General features: G+C 60.7%; 15 protein-coding genes. 6 read left to right on the forward strand and 9 right to left on the reverse strand.

Annotated elements, in window-relative coordinates; genetic code table 11:
* Positions 1-132: 132 nt before the first annotated feature.
* Entirely contained in the window at positions 133-891 is a 759-nt protein-coding gene (locus CLU84_RS19945) for an enoyl-CoA hydratase/isomerase family protein (protein WP_099739690.1), read from the forward strand.
* Here CLU84_RS19945 and CLU84_RS19950 read toward each other — a convergent pair.
* Complete coding sequence (locus tag CLU84_RS19950) at positions 888-2,969, reverse strand: acetoacetate--CoA ligase (RefSeq protein ID WP_099739692.1); 2,082 nt, start codon at positions 2,967-2,969, stop codon at positions 888-890. The genes CLU84_RS19945 and CLU84_RS19950 overlap by 4 nt on opposite strands.
* Before the next feature lie 142 nt (positions 2,970-3,111).
* Between CLU84_RS19950 and CLU84_RS19955 the strand changes: the two genes are divergently transcribed.
* From CLU84_RS19955 to CLU84_RS19970, 4 genes are all read left to right on the forward strand, one after another.
* Positions 3,112-5,016 carry a radical SAM protein gene (locus tag CLU84_RS19955; protein WP_199173807.1) on the forward strand — a complete coding sequence of 635 codons (1,905 nt, stop codon included), beginning with the start codon at positions 3,112-3,114 and terminating at the stop codon, positions 5,014-5,016.
* 237 nt (positions 5,017-5,253) lie between these two features.
* Positions 5,254-6,573, forward strand: a complete 1,320-nt coding sequence (locus CLU84_RS19960; protein ID WP_099739694.1) for a solute carrier family 23 protein — start codon at positions 5,254-5,256, stop codon at positions 6,571-6,573.
* A 233-nt stretch (positions 6,574-6,806) separates the two neighbouring features.
* Positions 6,807-8,321, forward strand: coding sequence for an acetyl-CoA hydrolase/transferase family protein (locus tag CLU84_RS19965; protein ID WP_099739696.1), 1,515 nt, complete (start codon positions 6,807-6,809; stop codon positions 8,319-8,321).
* 104 nt (positions 8,322-8,425) lie between these two features.
* Positions 8,426-8,899: a PaaI family thioesterase gene (locus CLU84_RS19970; protein ID WP_099739697.1), complete on the forward strand. Its 474-nt coding sequence runs from the start codon at positions 8,426-8,428 to the stop codon at positions 8,897-8,899.
* Positions 8,900-8,964: 65 nt separating this feature from the next.
* Here the strand turns inward: CLU84_RS19970 and CLU84_RS19975 are convergent, their stop codons facing one another.
* The 7 genes from CLU84_RS19975 to CLU84_RS20005 form a co-directional block, all read right to left on the reverse strand.
* The gene (locus tag CLU84_RS19975) at positions 8,965-9,666 is read right to left on the reverse strand and encodes an ABC transporter ATP-binding protein (protein WP_099740071.1); all 702 of its coding nucleotides are present in this window, start codon (positions 9,664-9,666) and stop codon (positions 8,965-8,967) included.
* A 43-nt stretch (positions 9,667-9,709) separates the two neighbouring features.
* On the reverse strand, positions 9,710-10,471 hold the full coding sequence (locus CLU84_RS19980) for an ABC transporter ATP-binding protein (protein WP_099739699.1): 762 nt from the start codon (positions 10,469-10,471) through the stop codon (positions 9,710-9,712).
* Positions 10,464-11,546 carry a branched-chain amino acid ABC transporter permease gene (locus tag CLU84_RS19985; RefSeq protein WP_099739701.1) on the reverse strand — a complete coding sequence of 361 codons (1,083 nt, stop codon included), beginning with the start codon at positions 11,544-11,546 and terminating at the stop codon, positions 10,464-10,466. Before CLU84_RS19985 ends, CLU84_RS19980 begins: the two co-directional genes overlap by 8 nt.
* 2 nt (positions 11,547-11,548) lie before the next feature.
* Positions 11,549-12,421, reverse strand: coding sequence for a branched-chain amino acid ABC transporter permease (locus CLU84_RS19990; RefSeq protein ID WP_099739702.1), 873 nt, complete (start codon positions 12,419-12,421; stop codon positions 11,549-11,551).
* A 69-nt stretch (positions 12,422-12,490) separates the two neighbouring features.
* Positions 12,491-13,663: an ABC transporter substrate-binding protein gene (locus tag CLU84_RS19995; RefSeq protein WP_099739704.1), complete on the reverse strand. Its 1,173-nt coding sequence runs from the start codon at positions 13,661-13,663 to the stop codon at positions 12,491-12,493.
* A 202-nt stretch (positions 13,664-13,865) separates the two neighbouring features.
* On the reverse strand, positions 13,866-15,428 hold the full coding sequence (locus CLU84_RS20000; protein WP_099739706.1) for a benzoate-CoA ligase family protein: 1,563 nt from the start codon (positions 15,426-15,428) through the stop codon (positions 13,866-13,868).
* A 2-nt stretch (positions 15,429-15,430) separates the two neighbouring features.
* Positions 15,431-16,993 carry a 3,4-dehydroadipyl-CoA semialdehyde dehydrogenase gene (locus CLU84_RS20005; protein ID WP_099739708.1) on the reverse strand — a complete coding sequence of 521 codons (1,563 nt, stop codon included), beginning with the start codon at positions 16,991-16,993 and terminating at the stop codon, positions 15,431-15,433.
* 214 nt (positions 16,994-17,207) lie between these two features.
* Between CLU84_RS20005 and CLU84_RS20010 the strand changes: the two genes are divergently transcribed.
* Entirely contained in the window at positions 17,208-18,110 is a 903-nt protein-coding gene (locus tag CLU84_RS20010; protein ID WP_099739710.1) for a helix-turn-helix transcriptional regulator, read from the forward strand.
* Positions 18,111-18,116: 6 nt separating this feature from the next.
* On the opposite strand, the gene CLU84_RS20015 is transcribed toward CLU84_RS20010, so the two are convergent.
* Entirely contained in the window at positions 18,117-19,793 is a 1,677-nt protein-coding gene (locus CLU84_RS20015) for an acyl-CoA dehydrogenase family protein (protein ID WP_099739712.1), read from the reverse strand.
* Between the last annotated feature and the right edge of the window lie 75 nt (positions 19,794-19,868).

The raw sequence follows: 19,868 nt of genomic DNA on the forward strand, positions 1-19,868 counted from the left end.
ACAAGGTGCTCTATGAAGACGTCAAAGTGTACCTGTGTACTGGGAAAAAATATGGTCACCGAGTGTTTGCACTGCAACACTTGATGCGGCACAGATACCCGAAGTTGCGCGAGTCTGGATGAAAATACAGTCATGTCTCCAGAGTTATTGATTCAGGGCACCTGTGCCAGCATCACCCTGCGCCGCCCCGAAGTGGCCAACAAACTGATGCCTGAAGACCTGATCACGCTGCGCCGCCAGCTGGATGAGGTCAATGCCAACCCCGCCGTACTGGTGCTCACGCTGCAGGGAGTGGGCAAGCATTTTTGCAGCGGCTATGACATTGGCGAGATCGCCAACAGCCAGAACGAAGGCAGCTCCTTCGGCGAAATGGTGGATGCCATCGAGAACTGCCGCCCCGTCACCATTGCGGCCATTCAGGGCGGTGTGTTTGGCGGTGCCACCGATATGGCGCTGGCCTGCGACTTTCGCGTGGGCGGCTCCAGCAGTCAGATGTTCATGCCCGCCGCGCGGCTGGGGCTTCACTTCTATCTCTCGGGGCTGGAGCGCTATGTGACCCGTCTGGGGGTGGATACGGCCAAGCGCCTGTTCCTGACTGCGGAAAAGCTGAATGCTCAGGCCATGAAGGACTGCGGCTTTCTGACGGATCTGGTGGATCTGGCTGATGGCCCCGATATCAGCGCGCGCGTGGCCCAGTTGCAGACCACGCTGGCTGGAATGGCCCCGCTGGCGCTGCTGGGCATGAAAAAGCACCTCAACGCCATTGCGCGTGGGGTGCATGACAAGGCCGGGATTGATGCGGCTGTGCAGGCCACGATTGAATCGGCTGACCTGCAGGAAGGCGGTGCGGCATGGCGCGAGAAGCGCCAGCCGCAGTTCACCGGCCGTTAAACCGTCGTTTCGGTCTTGGCCAGATGCTCTCTGGCAAAAGTCTCGTACCAGTCCAGACAGCCGGGGTTGGCCATGGCGTCTTTGTTGACCACCTTGGCCAGCGGCTGGCCTAGCAGCAGTTTTTTGATGGGCAGTTCCTGCTTTTTGCCGCTCAGGGTGCGCGGTATCTCGGCCACGGCAAAGATATCGTCGGGCACAAAGCGCGGCGAGAGGGCGGAGCGGATGGCGGCGTTGATGCGACCGCGCAGGGCATCATCCAGCGTCACGCCGGGGCGCAGGGCCACAAACAGCGGCATATAGCTGTCTTTGCCCAGATATTCCAGATCGACCACCATGCTGTCCAGCACCTCGGGAATGGCCTCGACGGCGCTGTAGATCTCGCTGGTACCCATGCGCAGGCCATGGCGGTTGATGGTGGCATCGCTGCGGCCGTAGATGATGCAGCCGCCTTCCGTCTGCAGCTTGATCCAGTCGCCATGGCGCCAGACAGGGCCCATGTCGGGTGCACCGTCGCCGCCGCCGGGCTGGCGGCCATGACCGGCCGGGTACATGTCGAAATAGCTGCTCAGATAGCGCTTGCCTTCGGTATCGCCCCAGAGATACAGCGGCATGGAGGGAATGGGCTGGGTGCAGACCAGCTCGCCCACTTCATCCATCACAGGCTGGCCTTGCTCGTTCCAGGCTTCGACGGCTGCCCCCAGCTGGCGGCATTGCATGATTCCGGGCACCAGCGGCAGGTCGCGGTTGCCGCCGATGAAGGCGCCCGCAAAGTCGGTACCGCCCGAAAGATTGTTCCACCAGATGTCGGGATGACCGAGCTTGGCAAACTGCTCCGTGCCCCATTGCTGCACCTCGGCCGACAGCGGCGAGCCCGTGCTGCCCAGCCCGCGTATGCGCGACAGATCGCCACAGTCAGCAAGATCAACCCCTGCTTTCATGCAATTGGCATAAAAGGCCGCGCCTGAACCAAAGCTGGTCACACCCGTCTCGGCGGCAAAGCGCCACAGCACGTTCCAGTCGGGCTTTTCCTTGCTGCCGCCGGGGCTGCCGTCAAAGATCACGCAGGTGGTGCCGCCCAAGAGGCCGCTGACCTGTGCATTCCACATCACCCAGCCCGTGGAGCTGTACCAGTGGTAGCGCTCGCCCCAGCTATTGGGTTCGTAGCTGCAGCCAATGTCGTTGTGCAAGGCCTTGAGCTGCAAGGCCACCATCACCATGCCGCCGTGGCCGTGAACAATGGGCTTGGGCAGGCCGGTGGTCCCGCTGGAGTACACAATCCACAGCGGATGGTCAAACGGCAGCCATTCGGGCTCGAAGGCCGCAGTTTCAGCATCATTTCTGCCTGTAACGCTTGTGTAATTTGCGGTGCCAGCTATCTTTATTGATGTGTCCAGATTGGGCACCAGCACCACATGCTGCACGCTGGGCAGGCCGGCACGCAGCTCCTGCAGCACTTCGCGGCGGTCTATGTCCTTGCCTGCGTAGTGCACGCCGTCCACGGCAATCAGCACCTTGGGCTCAATCTGCTTGAAGCGGTCAAGCACGGCGTTTGTGCCCATATCAGGCGCGCAGATGCTCCACACCGCGCCCAGGCTGGCGCAAGCCAGAAAAGCGATGATGGCTTCGGGAATATTGGGCAGATAGGCGGCGACCCGGTCGCCTTTGCCTACGCCTTGTGCGCGCAGGTGCAAGGCCAGCGCGGCCACTTGTTGCTGAAGCTGGGGCCAGCTCAGCTCGCGCTTGAGGCCTTGCTCGTTGCGACTGATGACGGTGGGCATGCCCGCAGCATGGGCGGGCTGCACATGGCGCAGCACCTGGCGCACGTAATTCATCTGCGCGCCCGGAAACCACTGCGCACCGGGCATGACATTGCGCTCCAGCACCGTGCTGTGCGGCGTGGGGGATTGCAGTTCGAAGTAATCCCAGATGCTTTGCCAGAAAGCGTCCAGATCGCTGGTGGACCAGCGCCACAGCGCGTCATAGTCGGCGAAACTCAGGCCACGCGTTTCACGCAGCCAGTTTTGATACAGCCGGATTTGTGGAATGTAAGGAGCGGGGTGTTGGGGTGCGGAAGACATGAGTCCAGCCTAGCGCTGCAGCCTGTGCAAGTCATTGGTGGTGGCCCCCTCAGATGTCACCTGTGCAGCACGGATGCGCGGTCAAACCGATAATCGAGGCCTGTCTTCACCGTCAACGGCGCTTGCCGACGACCTGCACCTCATGTCCGCCTTGCCTACCCGCGTGCTGGCCGTCATCCCGCCGATGACGCAGCTCAACACCCCTTACCCGTCCACCGCCTACCTCACGGGCTTTTTGCGCTCGCGCGGCATTGCGGCTGTGCAAGAAGACTTGGCGCTGGCGCTGGTGCTGGAGCTTCTCTCGCCCGATGGCCTGCGTGCCGTGGCCGAGCGCATCCGGGCGCTACCTGCCAAAAAGCACACACCTGCCGTGCAGTCCTTTGTGGCGCAGCAGGATCGTTATCTGGCCACCATCGGCCCGGCGATTGCCTTTTTGCAAGGGCGCGATTCCACGCTGGCCCACCGCATTGCCGGGCGCCACTACCTGCCTGAAGGCCCGCGCTTTGCCACGCTGGATGTGTACGAGGACGAAGAGGGCGGCGACCCGCTGGGCTGGGCCTTTGGCGCGCTGGGCCTGACCGACAAGGCCAAGCACCTGGCCACGCTGTATCTCAACGATCTGGCCGATGTGCTGCGCGACGCGGTGGACGAGCGCTTTGAATTTGTACGCTATGCCGAATCGCTGGCGGGCAGCCAGCCCACGTTTGACCCCTTGGCCAACGCACTGGCCGCTGGGCCTAACTTGGTCGACGACATGCTTAAGCGCCTGACGCTGGCCGCCATTGAGCGCCACCAGCCCACGGTGGTGCTGCTGTCTGTGCCCTTTCCCGGTTCGGCCTACGCGGCGTTTCGCATTGCGCAGACCATCAAAGCCAAGCACCCGCACATCAGAACCGTGCTGGGCGGCGGCTTTGTCAACACCGAGCTGCGCGAGCTGGCCGAGCCACGCGTTTTCGACTACTTCGACTTTGTGACGCTGGATGCGGGCGAGCGCCCCTTGCTGGCGCTGCTGGAGCACTTGCAGGGCGAGCGCGGCCAGTCGCGTCTGGTGCGCACTTTTGTGCGGGGTGATGATGGTGCGGTGAAGTACGTCAACATGATGGAGGCGGATATTGCCTTCGCTGAGGTGGGCACGCCCACCTGGGATGGCCTGCCGCTGGACAAATATCTGTCGTTGCTGGACATGCTCAACCCCATGCACCGCCTGTGGAGCGACGGGCGCTGGAACAAGCTCACCGTGGCCCACGGTTGTTACTGGAAGAAGTGCAGCTTCTGCGACGTCAGCCTCGACTACATTGGCCGCTACGAAGGCGCCAGCGCCGAGGTGCTGGCCGATCGCATTCAAGCCATCGTGGCTGAAACCGGCCAGACCGGCTTTCACTTTGTCGACGAAGCCGCGCCGCCCAAGGCGCTCAAAGCGCTGTCGGCCGAGCTGATTGCGCGCAACGCCGGTATCAGCTGGTGGGGCAATGTGCGGTTTGAGAAAACCTTCACCCCCGAGCTGGCTGAGCTGATGGCCGACAGCGGCTGCATCGCCATCTCCGGCGGGCTGGAGGTCGCGTCTGACCGCCTGCTGCAGCTGATGAAAAAAGGCGTCACCGTCGATCAGGTGGCGCGTGTGACCAAGGCGTTTGCGGACGCCGGCATTCTGGTTCACGCCTATCTGATGTATGGCTTTCCCACGCAGACCGTGCAAGACACGGTGGATGCGCTGGAGTACGTGCGCCAGTTGTTTCTCAACGGCTGTATTCAAAGCGGCTTCTTTCACCGCTTTACCTGCACCGTGCACTCGCCCGTGGGCCTCAACCCCGAGGAATACGGCATTGAGCTGCCGCCGCTGCCTCCCGGTGACTTTGCCAAGAACGACCGCCCCTTCATCGACCCCACCGGCGTGGACCACGATGCCTTGGGCAGCGCGCTCAAAAAAGCCATCTACAACTACATGCATGGCATTGGTCTGGAAGAAGATGTGCGCATGTGGTTCCCGTTCAAGGTGCCCAAAACCACGGTCAAGCGCGACCGCATCGCCCGCGCGCTGCAACAGTAAGCTGATTTTTTGATAGCTTCTAGCGCTTGTTAAATCATGGTTTCAAGTGGTTTTCTATCTGGAATTAATGAATAAATGGCGCTGAAAGCTATTGATTTGATAGCTTTCCTCTGAACAAGCAGGCTGACTGCGTGCGCCAGACACTGCCGCTGGCCACTTACCAGTGGTTGCACGCTCCCATTGGACAAGCATGGCTTGCCATAATCTGCTCCGTTTTGACCTCCAAGGAGAGATGGGATGGGAATGTTTGACTGGACGCCGAAGTCGTCCGATGTTTTGCAGGATGGCGGCGTTATCGGCCCCGATGAGCGACTGCCCTGGGCGCAAACCGGCTTGATGGGGATTCAGCACGTGATCGCCATGTTTGGCTCCACCGTGCTGGCGCCCATTCTTATGGGCTTTGACCCGAATCTGGCGGTGCTGATGAGCGGTATCGGCACGTTGATCTTCTTCATCATCACTGGCGGCAAGGTGCCCAGCTATCTGGGCTCATCCTTTGCCTTTATCGGCGTGGTCAACGTCGCCACCGGCTATGTGGCCAGCCACGGTGCCAATGCCAATATTGGCGTGGCGCTGGGCGGCATCATTGCCTGCGGTCTGGTGTACATGCTGGTTGGCGTGCTGGTGCAGGCCATTGGCACGGGCTGGATTGAGCGCTTCATGCCCCCGGTGGTGACCGGCGCGGTGGTGGCGGTGATTGGCCTGAATCTGGCTGGCATCCCCATCAAGAACATGGCATCCAACAACTTCGAGTCGTGGATGCAGGCACTGACCTTCCTGTCCGTGGCGCTGGTAGCGGTGTTCACACGCGGCATGCTGCAGAGACTGCTGATTCTGATTGGCCTGCTGGTGGCCAGCGTGCTCTACGCGGTGTTCACCAATGTGCTGGGCTGGGGCAAGCCGGTGGATCTGAGCGGCGTGGCCAATGCGGCATGGTTTGGCATTCCTTCCTTCCACGCACCAGTGTTCAGCACCAACGCCATGCTGCTGATTGTGCCCGTGGTCATCATTCTGGTGGCTGAGAACCTGGGCCACATCAAGGCCGTGACGGCCATGACCGGCAAGAACCTGGACCAGTACATGGGCCGTGCCTTCATCGGTGATGGCGTGGCCACCATGGTCTCCGGCGCGGCTGGCGGCACAGGTGTGACCACCTATGCTGAAAACATTGGTGTGATGGCTGCTACCCGCATCTACTCTACCGCTGTGTTCTTTGTGGCTGCCCTGCTGGCCGTTCTGCTGGGCTTCTCGCCCAAGTTTGGCGCGCTGATTCAGGCCATTCCTCTGCCCGTGATGGGCGGTGTGTCCATCGTCGTGTTCGGTCTGATCGCCATTGCTGGTGCCAAGATCTGGGTGGACAACAAGGTGGATTTCTCCGATATCAAGAACCTGATCGTGGCCGCTATCACCCTGATTCTGGGTACGGGAGAGTTCACGCTGAAGTTCGGCGAGTTTGCACTGGGCGGTATCGGCTGTGCCACCTTTGGTGCCATCATCATGTATGCGCTGCTGGCGATGGGCGATCGCCAGTCTGAAACTAAGGTACAGAACAAGTAAGCGCCAACATGTAACTCAGGGACATTCCCCTGACAACAGCGCGGGGCCTTGATGGCTTAACCCAATGTTTATGTTCCGCGCTGGTAACATTTATCTCTGGAGATACTCCGCCCTATCCGGGCGGTTTTTTTTAGAGGTGCCGACCAGGCATCGAGCATGGGCCACAAAAACACCATCGTCTGCGCTGGTCAGGCTCGCATGTTCGGGCGGGGTCTCTGAGCTTGGAGCAAACAATGACCATCGCAGATCGCGTACGTTACCCAGAATTCCTCTCGCGCGTCATGACGGCCGAAGAGGCTGCCGCCATGATCCCTCATGGTGTCAATGTCGGCATGAGCGGCTTTACCGGAGCCGGCTACCCCAAGGCATTGCCCCAGGCTATCGCGGCCCGTGCCAAGGCTGAACATGCCCAAGGCAAGCCCTACAAGATCAATGTCTGGACGGGTGCCTCCACCGCCGCTGAGTGCGATGGCGTGATGGCTGAGGCTCATGCACTGGGTCAGCGCCTGCCTTTCAATACCGACCCCGTTGCCCGCAAGGCCGTGAATGCCGGTGAGATCGACTTCATCGACATGCACCTGTCCCATGTGGCACAGCACGCATGGTTTGGCTTTCTGGGCCACATGAGCATCGCCGTGATCGAAGTGCTGGGTGTGACGGCCGATGGCCTGCTAATCCCTTCAACAGCCGTGGGCAACAACAAGACCTGGCTCGAGATCGCCGACAAGGTGATTCTGGAAGTCAACACCAAGCCGCCCGCCAAGATGGAAGGCATGCACGACATCTACTACGGCACGGCCATTCCGCCCCGCCGCATGCCCATCAACATGACGCATGCCGACGACCGTATTGGCGAGCCTTATCTGAAGGTTGACCCTGCCAAGGTGATCGCCGTTGTGGAAACCCACAAGGGTGACCGCGACAACGTGTTTGCCACACCGGACGAGAACTCCAACAAGATTGCTGGCTACATCATCGACTTCCTCGCTCACGAGATGAAGATGGGCCGCCTGCCCAAGGAAATGCTGCCCATCCAGTCGGGCGTGGGCAATGTGGCTAACGCCGTGCTGGCCGGTCTGTTGACCAGCCCGTTCGAGAACCTGCTGGGCTTCACCGAAGTGCTGCAAGACGGCATGCTGGAGCTGCTGCGCGTGGGAAAGATGAGCAAGGCATCGGCCACCTCGATTTCTCTGGGCAAGGAAGCTTGCAAGGACTTCGAGGACAACATCGACTTCTATCGTGAGCGCATCATCCTGCGTCCGCAGGAAATCTCGAACCACCCCGAGCTGGTGCGTCGCCTGGGCATCATCGCCATGAACTCGATGATCGAAGCCGACATCTACGGCAACATCAACTCCACCCACGTCATGGGCACGGGCATGATGAACGGCATCGGTGGCTCGGGCGACTTTGCGCGCAACGGCTATCTGTCCTTCTTCGTCACGCCTTCCGTGGCCAAGGACGGCAAGATCAGCTGCATCGTGCCCATGTGCTCGCACGTGGACCACACCGAGCACGACACGCAGATCATCGTCACCGAACAAGGTCTGGCCGACCTGCGCGGCCTCTCGCCAAAGCAGCGCGCGCAAGTGATCATTGACAAGTGCGCTCACCCCGACTACCGCGACCAGTTGCAGGACTACTTTGACCGCTCGCGCCAGCAGGGTGCGCAGCATACGCCGCACATCCTGACCGAGGCCCTGAGCTGGCATCAGCGCTTCATGGACAAGGGCGACATGCGAGCCTGATCGCCACCTAGTCCGCTTGGTGCTAGCTTCTGCCGCACCAAGTCCGTAGCATCGAAGGGCACTCTGCAAAGAGTGCCCTTTTTTCATGCACAACAAGGACTGGTATGGCGATCTGGACCCGAGAGCTTGATCTGAAAGCACTGAACGCAGGCAGTGCCAATACGGCAATTTCCCACCTGGGCATTGAGTTCACCGAATACGGTGACGACTATGTCTGCGCCCGTATTCATGTGGATGAGCGCACCTGCCAACCCTATGGCATCTTGCATGGTGGTGTGAGCGTCGTGTTGGCTGAAACGCTGGGTTCGCTGGCTGCGGCTTGCAGCATTCCTGAGGGCTATCGCTGCGTGGGTCTGAGCGTGACCGCCAACCATGTGCGCGCAGGCCGCAAGGGCAGCTGGATCACCGCCACAGCGCGGCCCACGCATCTGGGGCGCACCACCCATGTCTGGGGCATAGAGCTGCGTGATGAGGAAGGCAAGCTGACCTGCAGTTGCAGCCTGACCATGGCGATTTTGCCGCCAGAAGTGGCGAAAAATGCTCGCCTGGATGCTGCATCGCTGGGCGGTGTGGCCTAAGCGGAATAAAGCAAAAAAGTGAGCTGCTTGCACTTATAAATAAAGGGCCATGCGGCCCTTTTGCTTTATACGCCCAGCAGGCTTGAAAGCTGCTCTGGCTGCTGCTGCAATTGCGCAGAAGGGGCTTGCAAGGCCAGCTTGCCTTTTTCCATCACAGCCGCGTAATCGGTGTGGGCCAGTACTTTTTTATAGTCGCGGTCCACGATCAAGGTGGAGATACCGGTGGCGCGAATTTCGGCAATCACGCGCCAGATTTCTGCGACCACCAATGGGGCCAGACCTTCGGTGGCTTCATCCAGAATCATCAGGCGTGGATTGGTCATCAGCGCCCGGCCAATCGACACCATTTGCTGCTCGCCACCTGATAGCTGATCGCCGCCGTTGGACAGCCGTTCTTTGAGGCGCGGAAAGGTCTCCAGCACGCGCTCGTATGTCCAGTTTTTCTGGCCGTCCAGTCCGGCTCTGGCGCTCATCAGCAGGTTCTCTTTGACGGAGAGATTGGGGAACACGCCGCGCCCTTCTGGCACATAGCCAATGCCCAGTTTGGCCATTTTTTCAGGGGCGAAATTCGTCACCTCCTTGCCGTCCGAGAACACCCGGCCAGAGCGGGCCCGTACATAGCCCATCAGCGTGCGAATCAGCGTGGTCTTGCCCATGCCGTTGCGCCCCAGCAGGCCCACGGCCTTGCCTTGCGGCAGCGCCAGAGAGATGCCGTGCAGGATATGACTGTCGCCATAAAAACTGTGCACATCCTGCAGGCTGAACAGCGCTTTTTCTGTCTGCGTTGAGGGGCTGATTTCTGCCACGGCTTCAAGCATGTTCTTCCTCTCCCAGATAGGCGGTGCGTACCACGGGGTCTGTGCGAATCTGGTCGGGGGTGCCGGTCGCCACCACGCTGCCATTGACCATGACGGTGATGCGATCTGCGATGCGAAACACGGCATCCATATCGTGTTCCACCAGCAGTACGGCATGGGCTTTTTTCAGCTCTTGCAGCAACACCAGCATGCGTTCGGTTTCTTCTGCGCCCATGCCGGCCAGCGGCTCATCCAGCAGCAGCACGCGCGGTGCGGTGGCAAGGCACATGGCGACTTCTAATTGGCGCTTTGCTCCATGGCTCAGGCTGCCTGCAATGCGCTGCGCATGTTGCGCCAGACCTGCGCGTATGAGGGCCGATTGCGCGCGCTCCATGCTGGCGGCGCAATGCTGGGCAGATTCCCAGATGCGCCAGGGGCGTGGCTGGGCCTGCGCCTGTGCGGTCAGGCGGCAGTTTTCCAGTACCGTGAACTCCGGGAAGATGGTGGTGCGCTGGTAGCTGCGGCCAATGCCTGCTTTGGCGCGCAGGGGCTGGGGCATGCGGGTGACATCATGACCTTCCAACGCAATGCTGCCGCTGCTAACCGCTATCTCGCCCGAGAGCATATTGATCAGCGTGGATTTGCCCGCGCCGTTGGTGCCGATGACGGCATGGACCTCACCCTGATGCAGATCCAGATTCACCTCATTGACGGCCACCAGTCCGCCAAAGCGCCGTGTCAGGCCGCGTACCGAAAGCTTGGGAGCATCACTCATGGTTTGCTCCTTGATTGGTAGCTGCTTGCGCTTTATCTGTCTGCGCTACAGCCTTTTTCTGCCATTTATCGTTGATGCCTACCAGCCCCTTGGGCAGCAAGGCGACGAGCACGATGATGGCGATGCCCAGCGTCAGCTGCCAGTGGTCGGCCGCATTGCCCATGAGGGCGTGCGTGCTCAGCAGCTCCTTGAGCAGCACAAAGGTGATGGTGCCCAGCACCGCGCCGCGCAGTGAACCCACGCCGCCCAGAATTAGCATCAGCAAGACCTCGCCCGAGTGGTGCCAGGCCAGCAGTTCGGGGTTGACCACGGCATCGCGTGCAGCCAGCAGAAAGCCTGCCAGTCCCGCCAGAGCGCCCGCAATCACAAAGCCCGCGAGCTTGTAGCCGTAGGTCGAAAAACCGGCGGCGCGCATGCGCTGCTCGTTGACGCGAATGCCTGACAAGGCATGACCAAAACGCGAGTGGCGCAGCATGGCGATGAAGGCGTAGACCAGCACCAGCGCGGCCAGCACCACGAAGTACTGGGTGCTGCTGTTTTCCATGTCCAGCGCGCCAATGGCCGGGCGCTGCATGAGGTAGATGCCGTCGCTGCCGCCAAAGTAGCCCACGTCATGCACCACAAAAAACGCCAGCTGTGCAAACGCCAGCGTGACCATGATGAAGTACACGCCCTTGGTGCGCAGGCTGAGCGCGCCGACCACCAGCGCATACAGCCCTGATGCGCCAACGGCAGCGCCCAGCATGACGAGAAAGTTGCTGCCATCTGGTCCCGCGGCCTTTACCGCCGCATAAGCGCCCAGGCCAAAGTAAGCGGCATGTCCCAGACTCACCAGCCCCGCGCCGCCCACCAAAATATGCAGGCTTAGCGCGAAGATGGAAAGGATCATGATCTTGACGACCAGATCAGATAGATAGGCCGACCAGAAGGGCTGAGCGGCCGCCAGTAGTACGGCGCAGGCCAGCGGCAGTACAACGCCTACCCAGACGCTATTAGCGCGAATAGGGCGGCTCTGGCTGGTTACCGCGGGTGCCTCGGCATAGGCCTGATTGGTGTGGGGTAGCGGGTTGATCATGCTCAGCTCCGTTTACCCAGAAGACCTTCGGGTCGCCAGACGAGAATTACGGCCATCAGCAGGTAGATGCTCATGCCGCTGAGTTCCTGAAAAAACACCTTGCCGAAGGTATCGACAAAGCCCACCAGCAGCGAGGCAATCAGCGCACCCGTGATGGAGCCAATGCCGCCGATCACGACGACCACAAAGCAGATGATGAGCACGCTGGAGCCCATGTTGGGGTAGACCGAGCTCATGGGCGCGGCAATCATTCCGGCCAATGCAGCCAGTGCTACGCCAACGGCGAAAACGATGCGGTACAGGCGCTTGATATTGATACCCAGGCCGCGCACCATGTCGCGGTTGCTGGCACCGGCGCGAATCATCATTCCCAGCCGCGTGCGGTTGACGGTGTAGTACATCAGCAGCGCCACAACCAGGCAGGCCAGCGCTGCAAAAACGTTGTACCAGGGGTACTGCATCATGCCCATCAGCGGAAAGCTGCCAGCCAGCCACGCGGGCTTTTCCACGCCATGCACATCGTTGCCCACAAGGATGGCGCGCAGGCCTTCAAACACCAGAATCAGGCCATAGGTCATCAGCACCTGCTGCAGGTGATCACGCTCATAGAGAAAGCTGAAAAACGCCCATTCCAGCGCGTAGCCCAGCACCACGGTGATGAGCACGCCCACCAGCAGCATGGTGATGAAATGCTGGCCCAGATAGGGCGACAGCGCAAACGCCATATAGGCGCCAATCATGTAGAAGCTGCCATGGGCGAGATTGATCACGCCCATGATGCCGAAGATCAAGGTCAGGCCTGAGGCCAGCAGAAACAGCAGCAGCCCGTACTGAATCGAGTTCAGGCACTGCACCAAAAAGGTGGCGAGATCCACGGCAATCCTTGTCCTGGAGGAGGTCGGTTAAAGCGCGCATGGCCCGGTTTCACGGGCCATGCGTTGGTCTTACATGCGGCAGCCGCGGGCGGGGTCTGCCAGGCCCTTGACGGCAATGCCGATTTTCTTGTTCTCCTTGCCATCTACTTTGCGCAGATAGATGTCCTGCACCGGGTTGTGCGCCTTGCTCAGCGTGAAGTCACCGCGTGGGCTGGCAATCGTGGCTTTTTCGATGGCGGTACGGAAGGCGTCCTTCTTGCTGATGTCGCCACCGGCAGCCTTCAGACCCACGGCCAGCATCTGCGCTGCGTCATAGCCTTGCACGGCATAGACGTCGGGCTGCAGCTTGTAGCTCTTGGCGTAGTTGGTGCGGAAGGCTTTGTCGCGCGGCGTGCCCAGCTCGTCCGCATAGTGCAGCGTGGTCAGCATGCCTTGTGCGGCCTCGCCCTGGGCCTCCAGCGTGCCGTCGGTCAGGAAGCCGGGGCCGTAAAGCGGGATGGTCTTGGACAGGCCGGAGGCGTGATAGTCCTTGACGAATTTCACTGCGCCGGCACCGGCGAAGAAGGAGAACACGGCATCGGGTTTGGCCGCTGCAATTTCGGTCAGCAGGGCCTGAAATTCGACGTTGGGGAAGGGCAGCGTCAGCTGCTTGCTGACCTTGCCGCCGTTCTTTTCAAAGCCTTCCTTGAAACCGTTGACGGCCTCCTCACCGGCGGCGTACTTCCAGGTCAGGGTCATGGCATTTTTCTTGCCTTCCTTGGCGGCGACCACGCCCATGGGGTAGGCGGTCTGCCAGTTGGTGAAGGAACTGCGGAAGATATTGGGCGCGCACATGGGGCCGGTGACCGCGTCGGCCCCCGCATTGGGCACGATGAGTACGGTGCCGCTTTCCTTGGCGGCCTTGGCCATGGCCATGGCCACGCCCGAGTGCACGGTGCCGACGATCACATCGACCTTGTCGCGCTTGATCAGGCGGTTGACGTTATCGGTGGCCTTGGCGGGGTCGGATTCGTCATCGACCTTGAAGTACTCGATTTCGCGTCCACCCAGCTTTCCGCCTTGCTCGGCCACCTGCATGCGAAAGCCGTTTTCAATCGCCACGCCCAGTGCTGCATAAGTGCCACTGAAGGGCAGCATGAAGCCGACTTTGATCTTTTCCTGCGCCATGACACTGCCGCAGCTTGCGGCGGTGGCCAGTGCGATTGCTGTGGCTTTGCTCCATGTTGCCCATTGCTTGCTCATGCTTGTCTCCTGCTGGTTGATTGATGAAGGCCTGAGGTCTCTTGAATCACCGGTGCCGACTTGGCGGCGGGCGCTCTCGTACGTATCTTTCGCACGCATGTACGAGCGCACTCTAACAACTTTAGGTTTAAAGCAAAACCAGCGCTTGCCCTAGTCGGTGAATTCCTGTTTTCATAGCTGTATCCGATTGATGGACAAGGGCTCAGTGCGGTTTTGATTCCAATTCACGCAAACGAAAGCGCTGAATTTTTCCGGTGGCAGTCTTGGGAAGTTCGTCGACAAACTCGATAAAGCGTGGGTATTTGTAGGCAGCCAGACGGTCTTTGACGAATGCCTTGAGTTCTGCCTCGCTGGTGCTGTGACCGGGTTTGCAGACCACATAGGATTTGGTCTTGGTCAAGCCTTGGGTATCGGTCACACCGATGACTGCAGCCTCCAGCACGGCGGGGTGCAACTGCAGTGTGGACTCCACCTCGAAGGGCGAGACATAGATGCCGCTGACCTTGAGCATGTCGTCGCTGCGGCCCGCGTAGGTGTAGTAGCCATCGGCGTCGCGCACATATTTGTCGCCGCTCTTGAGCCATGCGCCCTGAAAGGTGTCGCGCGTCTTGTCGCGGTTGGCCCAGTACATCAGAGCTGCGCTGGGGCCTTTGATGAAAAGGTCGCCAATCTCGCCATCGGCAACGGGCTTTCCGTCTTCACCGCGCAGCTCAATCGCATAGCCAGGAACCGGCTTTCCGGTGCTGCCGTAGCGTATGTCGTCAGGCCGGTTGGAGATGAAGATATGCAGCATCTCGGTGGAGCCAATGCCATCCACAATGTCTGCGCCAAAGTGGCTCTTGAAGCGCTGCGCAATCTCGGCCGGCAAGGCCTCGCCTGCTGATGAACACATGCGCAGGCTGACCTGCTCGCGCGCTGGCAAGGCCGGGTGAGCCAGCATGCCAGCAAAGCCTGTGGGTGCACCAAAAAACACCGTGGGCTGGTGCTGCGTCCAGCGTGCAAAAACGGCCTCTGGTGTGGGGCGTTCGGCCATCAGAACCACGCTTGCACCCACGCTTAAAGGGAAGGTCAGCGCGTTGCCAAGGCCGTAGGCAAAGTAAAGCTTTGCGGCAGAAAAACAGACATCGTTTTCTTTCAAGCCCAGTACCGGTTTGCCATACAGCTCGGCTGTCCAGTACGGGTTGGCGTGGGTGTGAACTGCGCCCTTGGGTTTTCCGGTGGAGCCTGATGAATACAGCCAGAAGCCGGGATCATCACCCATGGTTCTGGCCGCATGAGGCAGTGCCGTCTGCGGCGCCAGCCAGGGCTGCAGGGGCTCGAATGCGGGGGGCAGACCCTGCGGCGCTTCTTCAGCTCTGGCGACCCAGATGTGGTTGACTTCGTGTTGCGCTTGCTTGAGTGCCTGCTGCACTACTGGAACCAGAGCGCCATTGGTCAGAATGGCCTGCGCGCGGCAGTGCTCAAGCATGTAGGCATAGTCAGCCGGTGTGAGCAAGGTATTGACCGCAACCGGCACCACGCCTGCGTACATGGCTCCTAAAAACGAGATGACCCACTCGCGCATATCGTGCATGACCAGCAGCACGCGCTCTTCGCGGTGAATGCCTGCGGCAAGCAGGCCATGGGCGATGCGGCGGGCTTGTTCCTGCAGCTGCGCATAGCTGAGCGTGCCTTGGTCATCGGTATAGGCAATCTTGTCAGCCCGGTCCTGATTGAGATCGAACAGATGCTGGGCGAGATTGAAGGGCTGGCTGAAATCAATCATGGTCAGACTCCCGTCGTTGCACTCAGTGCCTGCAGCACGCTGGGTGCGGCCTGCATGGCGCTTTTGCGGTGGTAGAAATCCAGTGCCCGTAAGCCGCCCAGCTCAGCACCGCCACCGGCGCGGCCCGGCCCGCCATGCATGGACTGGGGCATGACATTGCCGTGGCCTGTATGCAGCTTGGCGACATCCGGCGTGACCACATGCACGCGGCCATGGCTGGCAGCCAGATCGGCGCTGGCTGAAGCCAGTGCCGCTGCATCTTCGCCATACAGCGAGCAGACCAGCGAACCCTGACCCCGATGTGCAAGCGCCATACCGTGCTCGAGGTCGCGGTAGGGCATGAGCGTGGCTACAGGGCCAAAAACTTCCATGTCATGCACCAGCGCGCAGCCGTCGGGGTTTTGTGTGCCCAGCAGCACGGGCTGGGCGCAGGCGGCAATCATGGGATCGGCATCGACCAATGCATTGGCTCTGCCGTCATACAGTGCGGTGGTGTGGGCCAGTAACTGGCTCAGCCCTTGCTGCACGCTGTCGTACTGCGCACGGCTGACGAGCGAGCCCATGCGTACTGCTTCATTGCGCGGGTTGCCCACGGTGACTTTGGCAAGCTGCGCGGCGATGGCCTGCGCCACTTCGTCATACAGATTTTGCGGCACCAGAATGCGCCGTATGGCCGTGCATTTCTGACCTGATTTGACGGTCATTTCACGGGCCGCTTCACGCGCCAGCAGGGTCACGGCCTCGCTGCCGGCGGCGTGGCCGGGCAGCAGCAGTGCGCTGTTCAGGCTATCGGCTTCGATATTGCAGCGCACCGAATGGCGGGTGATGGCGTTGTGGCTGCGAATGGTGGCTGCGGTGTCGGCAGACCCGGTGAACGACACCACATCCATGGGCTGCAGCTGATCCATGAGTCCGGCAGCGCTGCCGCAGATGATGGACAAAGCGCCCGGTGGCAGCACGCCCGCATCGATCACATCCTTGACCATGCGTTGCGTGAGCCAGGCTGTGGCCGTGGCGGGTTTGATGATGATGGGCACGCCCGAGAGCAGAGCCGGGGCCGCTTTTTCCCACAGCCCCCAACCGGGGAAATTGAAGGCGTTGATGAACAGCGCCACGCCGCGCGTGGGCACCTGAATATGCAGGGACTGAAACGCCCCCTCTTTGGCCAGCGCCACGGCTGCGCCATCGCTCAGGTGCTTGGCATTGCCTAGCGCTGCGCCCCACTTGGCGTACTGGCCCAGCGTGTAGATTCCGCCATCCACATCGACGGCAGTGTCGTTCTTCACGGTGCCGCTGTTGGCGGTGGAAATTTCGTAATACGCATCGCGGTGGGCTTGCAGTACGGCGGCAACATCGGCCAGCAACTGGGCGCGCTGGGCATAGCTCATCGCCCGCAGAGCCCTGCCGCCCGTGTCACGAGCAAAGGCAAAGGCTGCGTGCAGATCAAGCCCGGTGGCATCGATGCGAACCAGCTCGGTGCCCAGAACCGGGTCCAGCAAGCGGTGGCCCGAGCCAGTGCCGGTTTGCCAGCGCCGGGCAACATGGTTGGCAAGTAGCTCGGTCATTTGCTCACCCCTTGGGTGGCAAATATGCGGGTCGTGAGGGCGGCCATAGGTGTCTCCTGAAGTGCGGCTTTGAGCTGCATCTAGTCTTCGATGAAACATGCAATATTGTGCGTGCATTCAAAAGATAAATACGGGACAATTCAGTGTCAAGCAATATATTGCATGTATGGCGTTAACCCCGACTGTTTATCATTCACCCCCTCTGAGGAGCTTTATGGATCAGTTAGTGACGGCACCAGAACTGGATATGCAAGAGGCCGAAGCAGGCAAGAGTGCGCTGCTGCAGGCGCTGGGTGAGCGGGTGCGCAATCTGCGCGCCAGCCGTGGTTTGACGCGCCGTGGGCTGGCGTCTGCCGCCGGGGTGTCGGAGCGCCATCTGGCCAATCTGGAATACGGCACGGGCAATGTCTCCATCCTGGTGCTGCAGCAGATTGCACAAGCCTTGCGTTGCAGCATGGCCGAGTTGCTGGGCGATGTAACCACCTCCAGCGCCGAATGGCTGCTGCTGCGTGAGCTGCTCGAAGGCCGCAGCGAAGCCGATCTGCAGCGCGTGCGACTTGCGGCGGGCGAGATTCTGGGTACGGCACCTAGCGGTGATCCGCATCGCGGCACCCGCATTGCATTGATCGGTTTGCGCGGTGCAGGCAAGTCCACGCTGGGACGCATGCTGGCCGATCAGCTGAACGTGCCATTTCTGGAGCTGAACCAGGAAATTGAGCGCGTAGCTGGTTGCAGCGTGCGCGAGATTTATGACCTCTACGGGGCTGGTGCCTATCGACGTTATGAGCGCCGTGCGCTTGAAGAAGCCGTGCAGATTTACAGCGATGTGGTGATCGCCACCCCGGGCGGCATCGTGTCAGACCCTGCGACCTTCAACGAGCTGCTCAGCCACTGCACCACCGTGTGGCTACAGGCCCAGCCCGAGGAGCATATGAGCCGTGTGGTGGAGCAGGGCGACACGCGCCCCATGGCCGCCAACCCTGAGGCCATGGACGATTTGCGCCGCATTTTGCAGGGTCGCGCGGCCTTTTATTCCAAGGCCGACCATCTGCTCGATACCAGCGGAAAGAGCCTGCAGCAAAGCTTTAAACAGCTGAAGTCTCTGGTGGTGCAGTGACGCGTTTCAGGCGGGCAGCGCGCGCTGCAATATCGCCGAGAGATCAAGCGCTGCCGAGTTGAAGGCACCAACCACCATCGCCCCGCTTTGCTCGCCCAGGCGGGTGTGGATAAAGCCATCGGCCATATAGCCGGGCGCATGTTTGCGTAGCAGGCAGGCCTGAGCCAGCAGAGCCAGGTCTTGCACCAGTCTGCGAGCCTGCGGCTCCAGCGCATCTGGCGCGGCAGACAGGCGCTGAGCCAGCGACTGAGCCAGCCGCGTCAGCGTGGGTTCCCCAGCTGCCATGTAGACGAGGTCCTGCAGCAGCAGGCGTGTGGCATCAGGATCGCGGCCCATGGCGCGCAGCACATCAAGGCACATCACGTTGCCCGATCCTTCCCAGATGGAGTTGACCGGCGCTTCGCGGAACAGGCGCGAGACAATGCTTTCCTGCACATAGCCGTTGCCGCCAAAAACCTCCATGGCTTCGCCCGTGATTTCGACCGAGCGTTTGCAGACCCAGAACTTGGCGGCAGGCGTCATGATGCGCTTCCAGGCACGGGCCAGCAGGTCGCCTTCGGCCTCGCGTTCATAGGCCTGCGCCAGATGCATTCCCAGTTGCATGGATGCTTCGCTTTCGAGAGCTAGATCCGCAAGTACACAGCGCATCAGAGGCTGATTTGAGAGTGTTTTTCCGAAGGCCGAGCGCTGGCGCGCATAGGCAATCGATTGCACGGTGGCGGTACGCAAAATGGCTGCGCTGCCCAGCACGCAGTTCAGCCGCGTGTAACTGGCCATCTCGATGATGGTGGGAATGCCCCTGCCTTCCTCACCCATGAGGATGCCCCAGGCGTCTTGTAGTTCTACCTCGGAGCTGGAGTTGCTGCGGTTGCCCACCTTGTCTTTGAGGCGCTGAACGCGCACCTGGTTCTTGCTGCCATCAGGCCGCCAGCGCGGCACAAAAAAGCAGGCGTGGCCGCCTGGCTCGCCATTGGGCGCAGCCATGCGCGCCACAACCAGGTGGGCATCGCACATGGGGGCCGAAAAAAACCATTTGTGGCCTCGCAGCAGATATTCGCCACCGCGTCCGCCTTCATGCACAGGGCGGGCCAGCGTGGTGTTGGCGCGTACGTCGGAGCCGCCCTGTTTTTCTGTCATGCCCATGCCTATCCAGATGGATTTTTTCTGGCTCAAAGGTACATCGCGGGCATCGTATTCATGGCTGTAAAGCTTGCTCTGCAACTGGCTCCAGAGCTGCGGCTCTTTTTGCAGCACAGGGATGGCTGCTGTGGTCATGGTGGCGGGGCATAGCGTGCCTTGCTCAACCTGCCCATGCAGATAAAAGCCTGCGGCCCATGCGCTCCAGCGGCCTTTATCAGCGCTCTCAAACGGCAGCGAGATCAGGCCTTGTTCGCGGTACAGCGCCATCAGGCTGTGCCAGCTGGGGTGGAATTCCACGGCGTCCAGCACGCGACCGCGTGCATCAAAGCGCTGTAGCTCTGGGGTGTGGCGGTTGGCCAGCTCGGCATGCTCCCAATTGGCCTTCTGGCCAAGCTGCTGGGAAAAACGGTCTAGTGCTGGCGTAAAGGCCTGCGCCTGCTGGCGTTGCAGCGCTTCTTGCAAGGCCATATCGGACTGAAGCAGGTTGATGTCGGTCAGCTCATCAACCTGATTGAAAACGTCATGGGTATCCAGGGCTTGCATGCAGAACCTCCGGTGGCAACAAACGACTATAGAGCGACTGCATGCGCTGGGGAAAGCGGGTTTTCAGCGCTGCAC

It is taken from the genome of Comamonas sp. 26 (genome assembly GCF_002754475.1).
In the GTDB taxonomy this organism is placed as follows: domain Bacteria; phylum Pseudomonadota; class Gammaproteobacteria; order Burkholderiales; family Burkholderiaceae_C; genus Comamonas.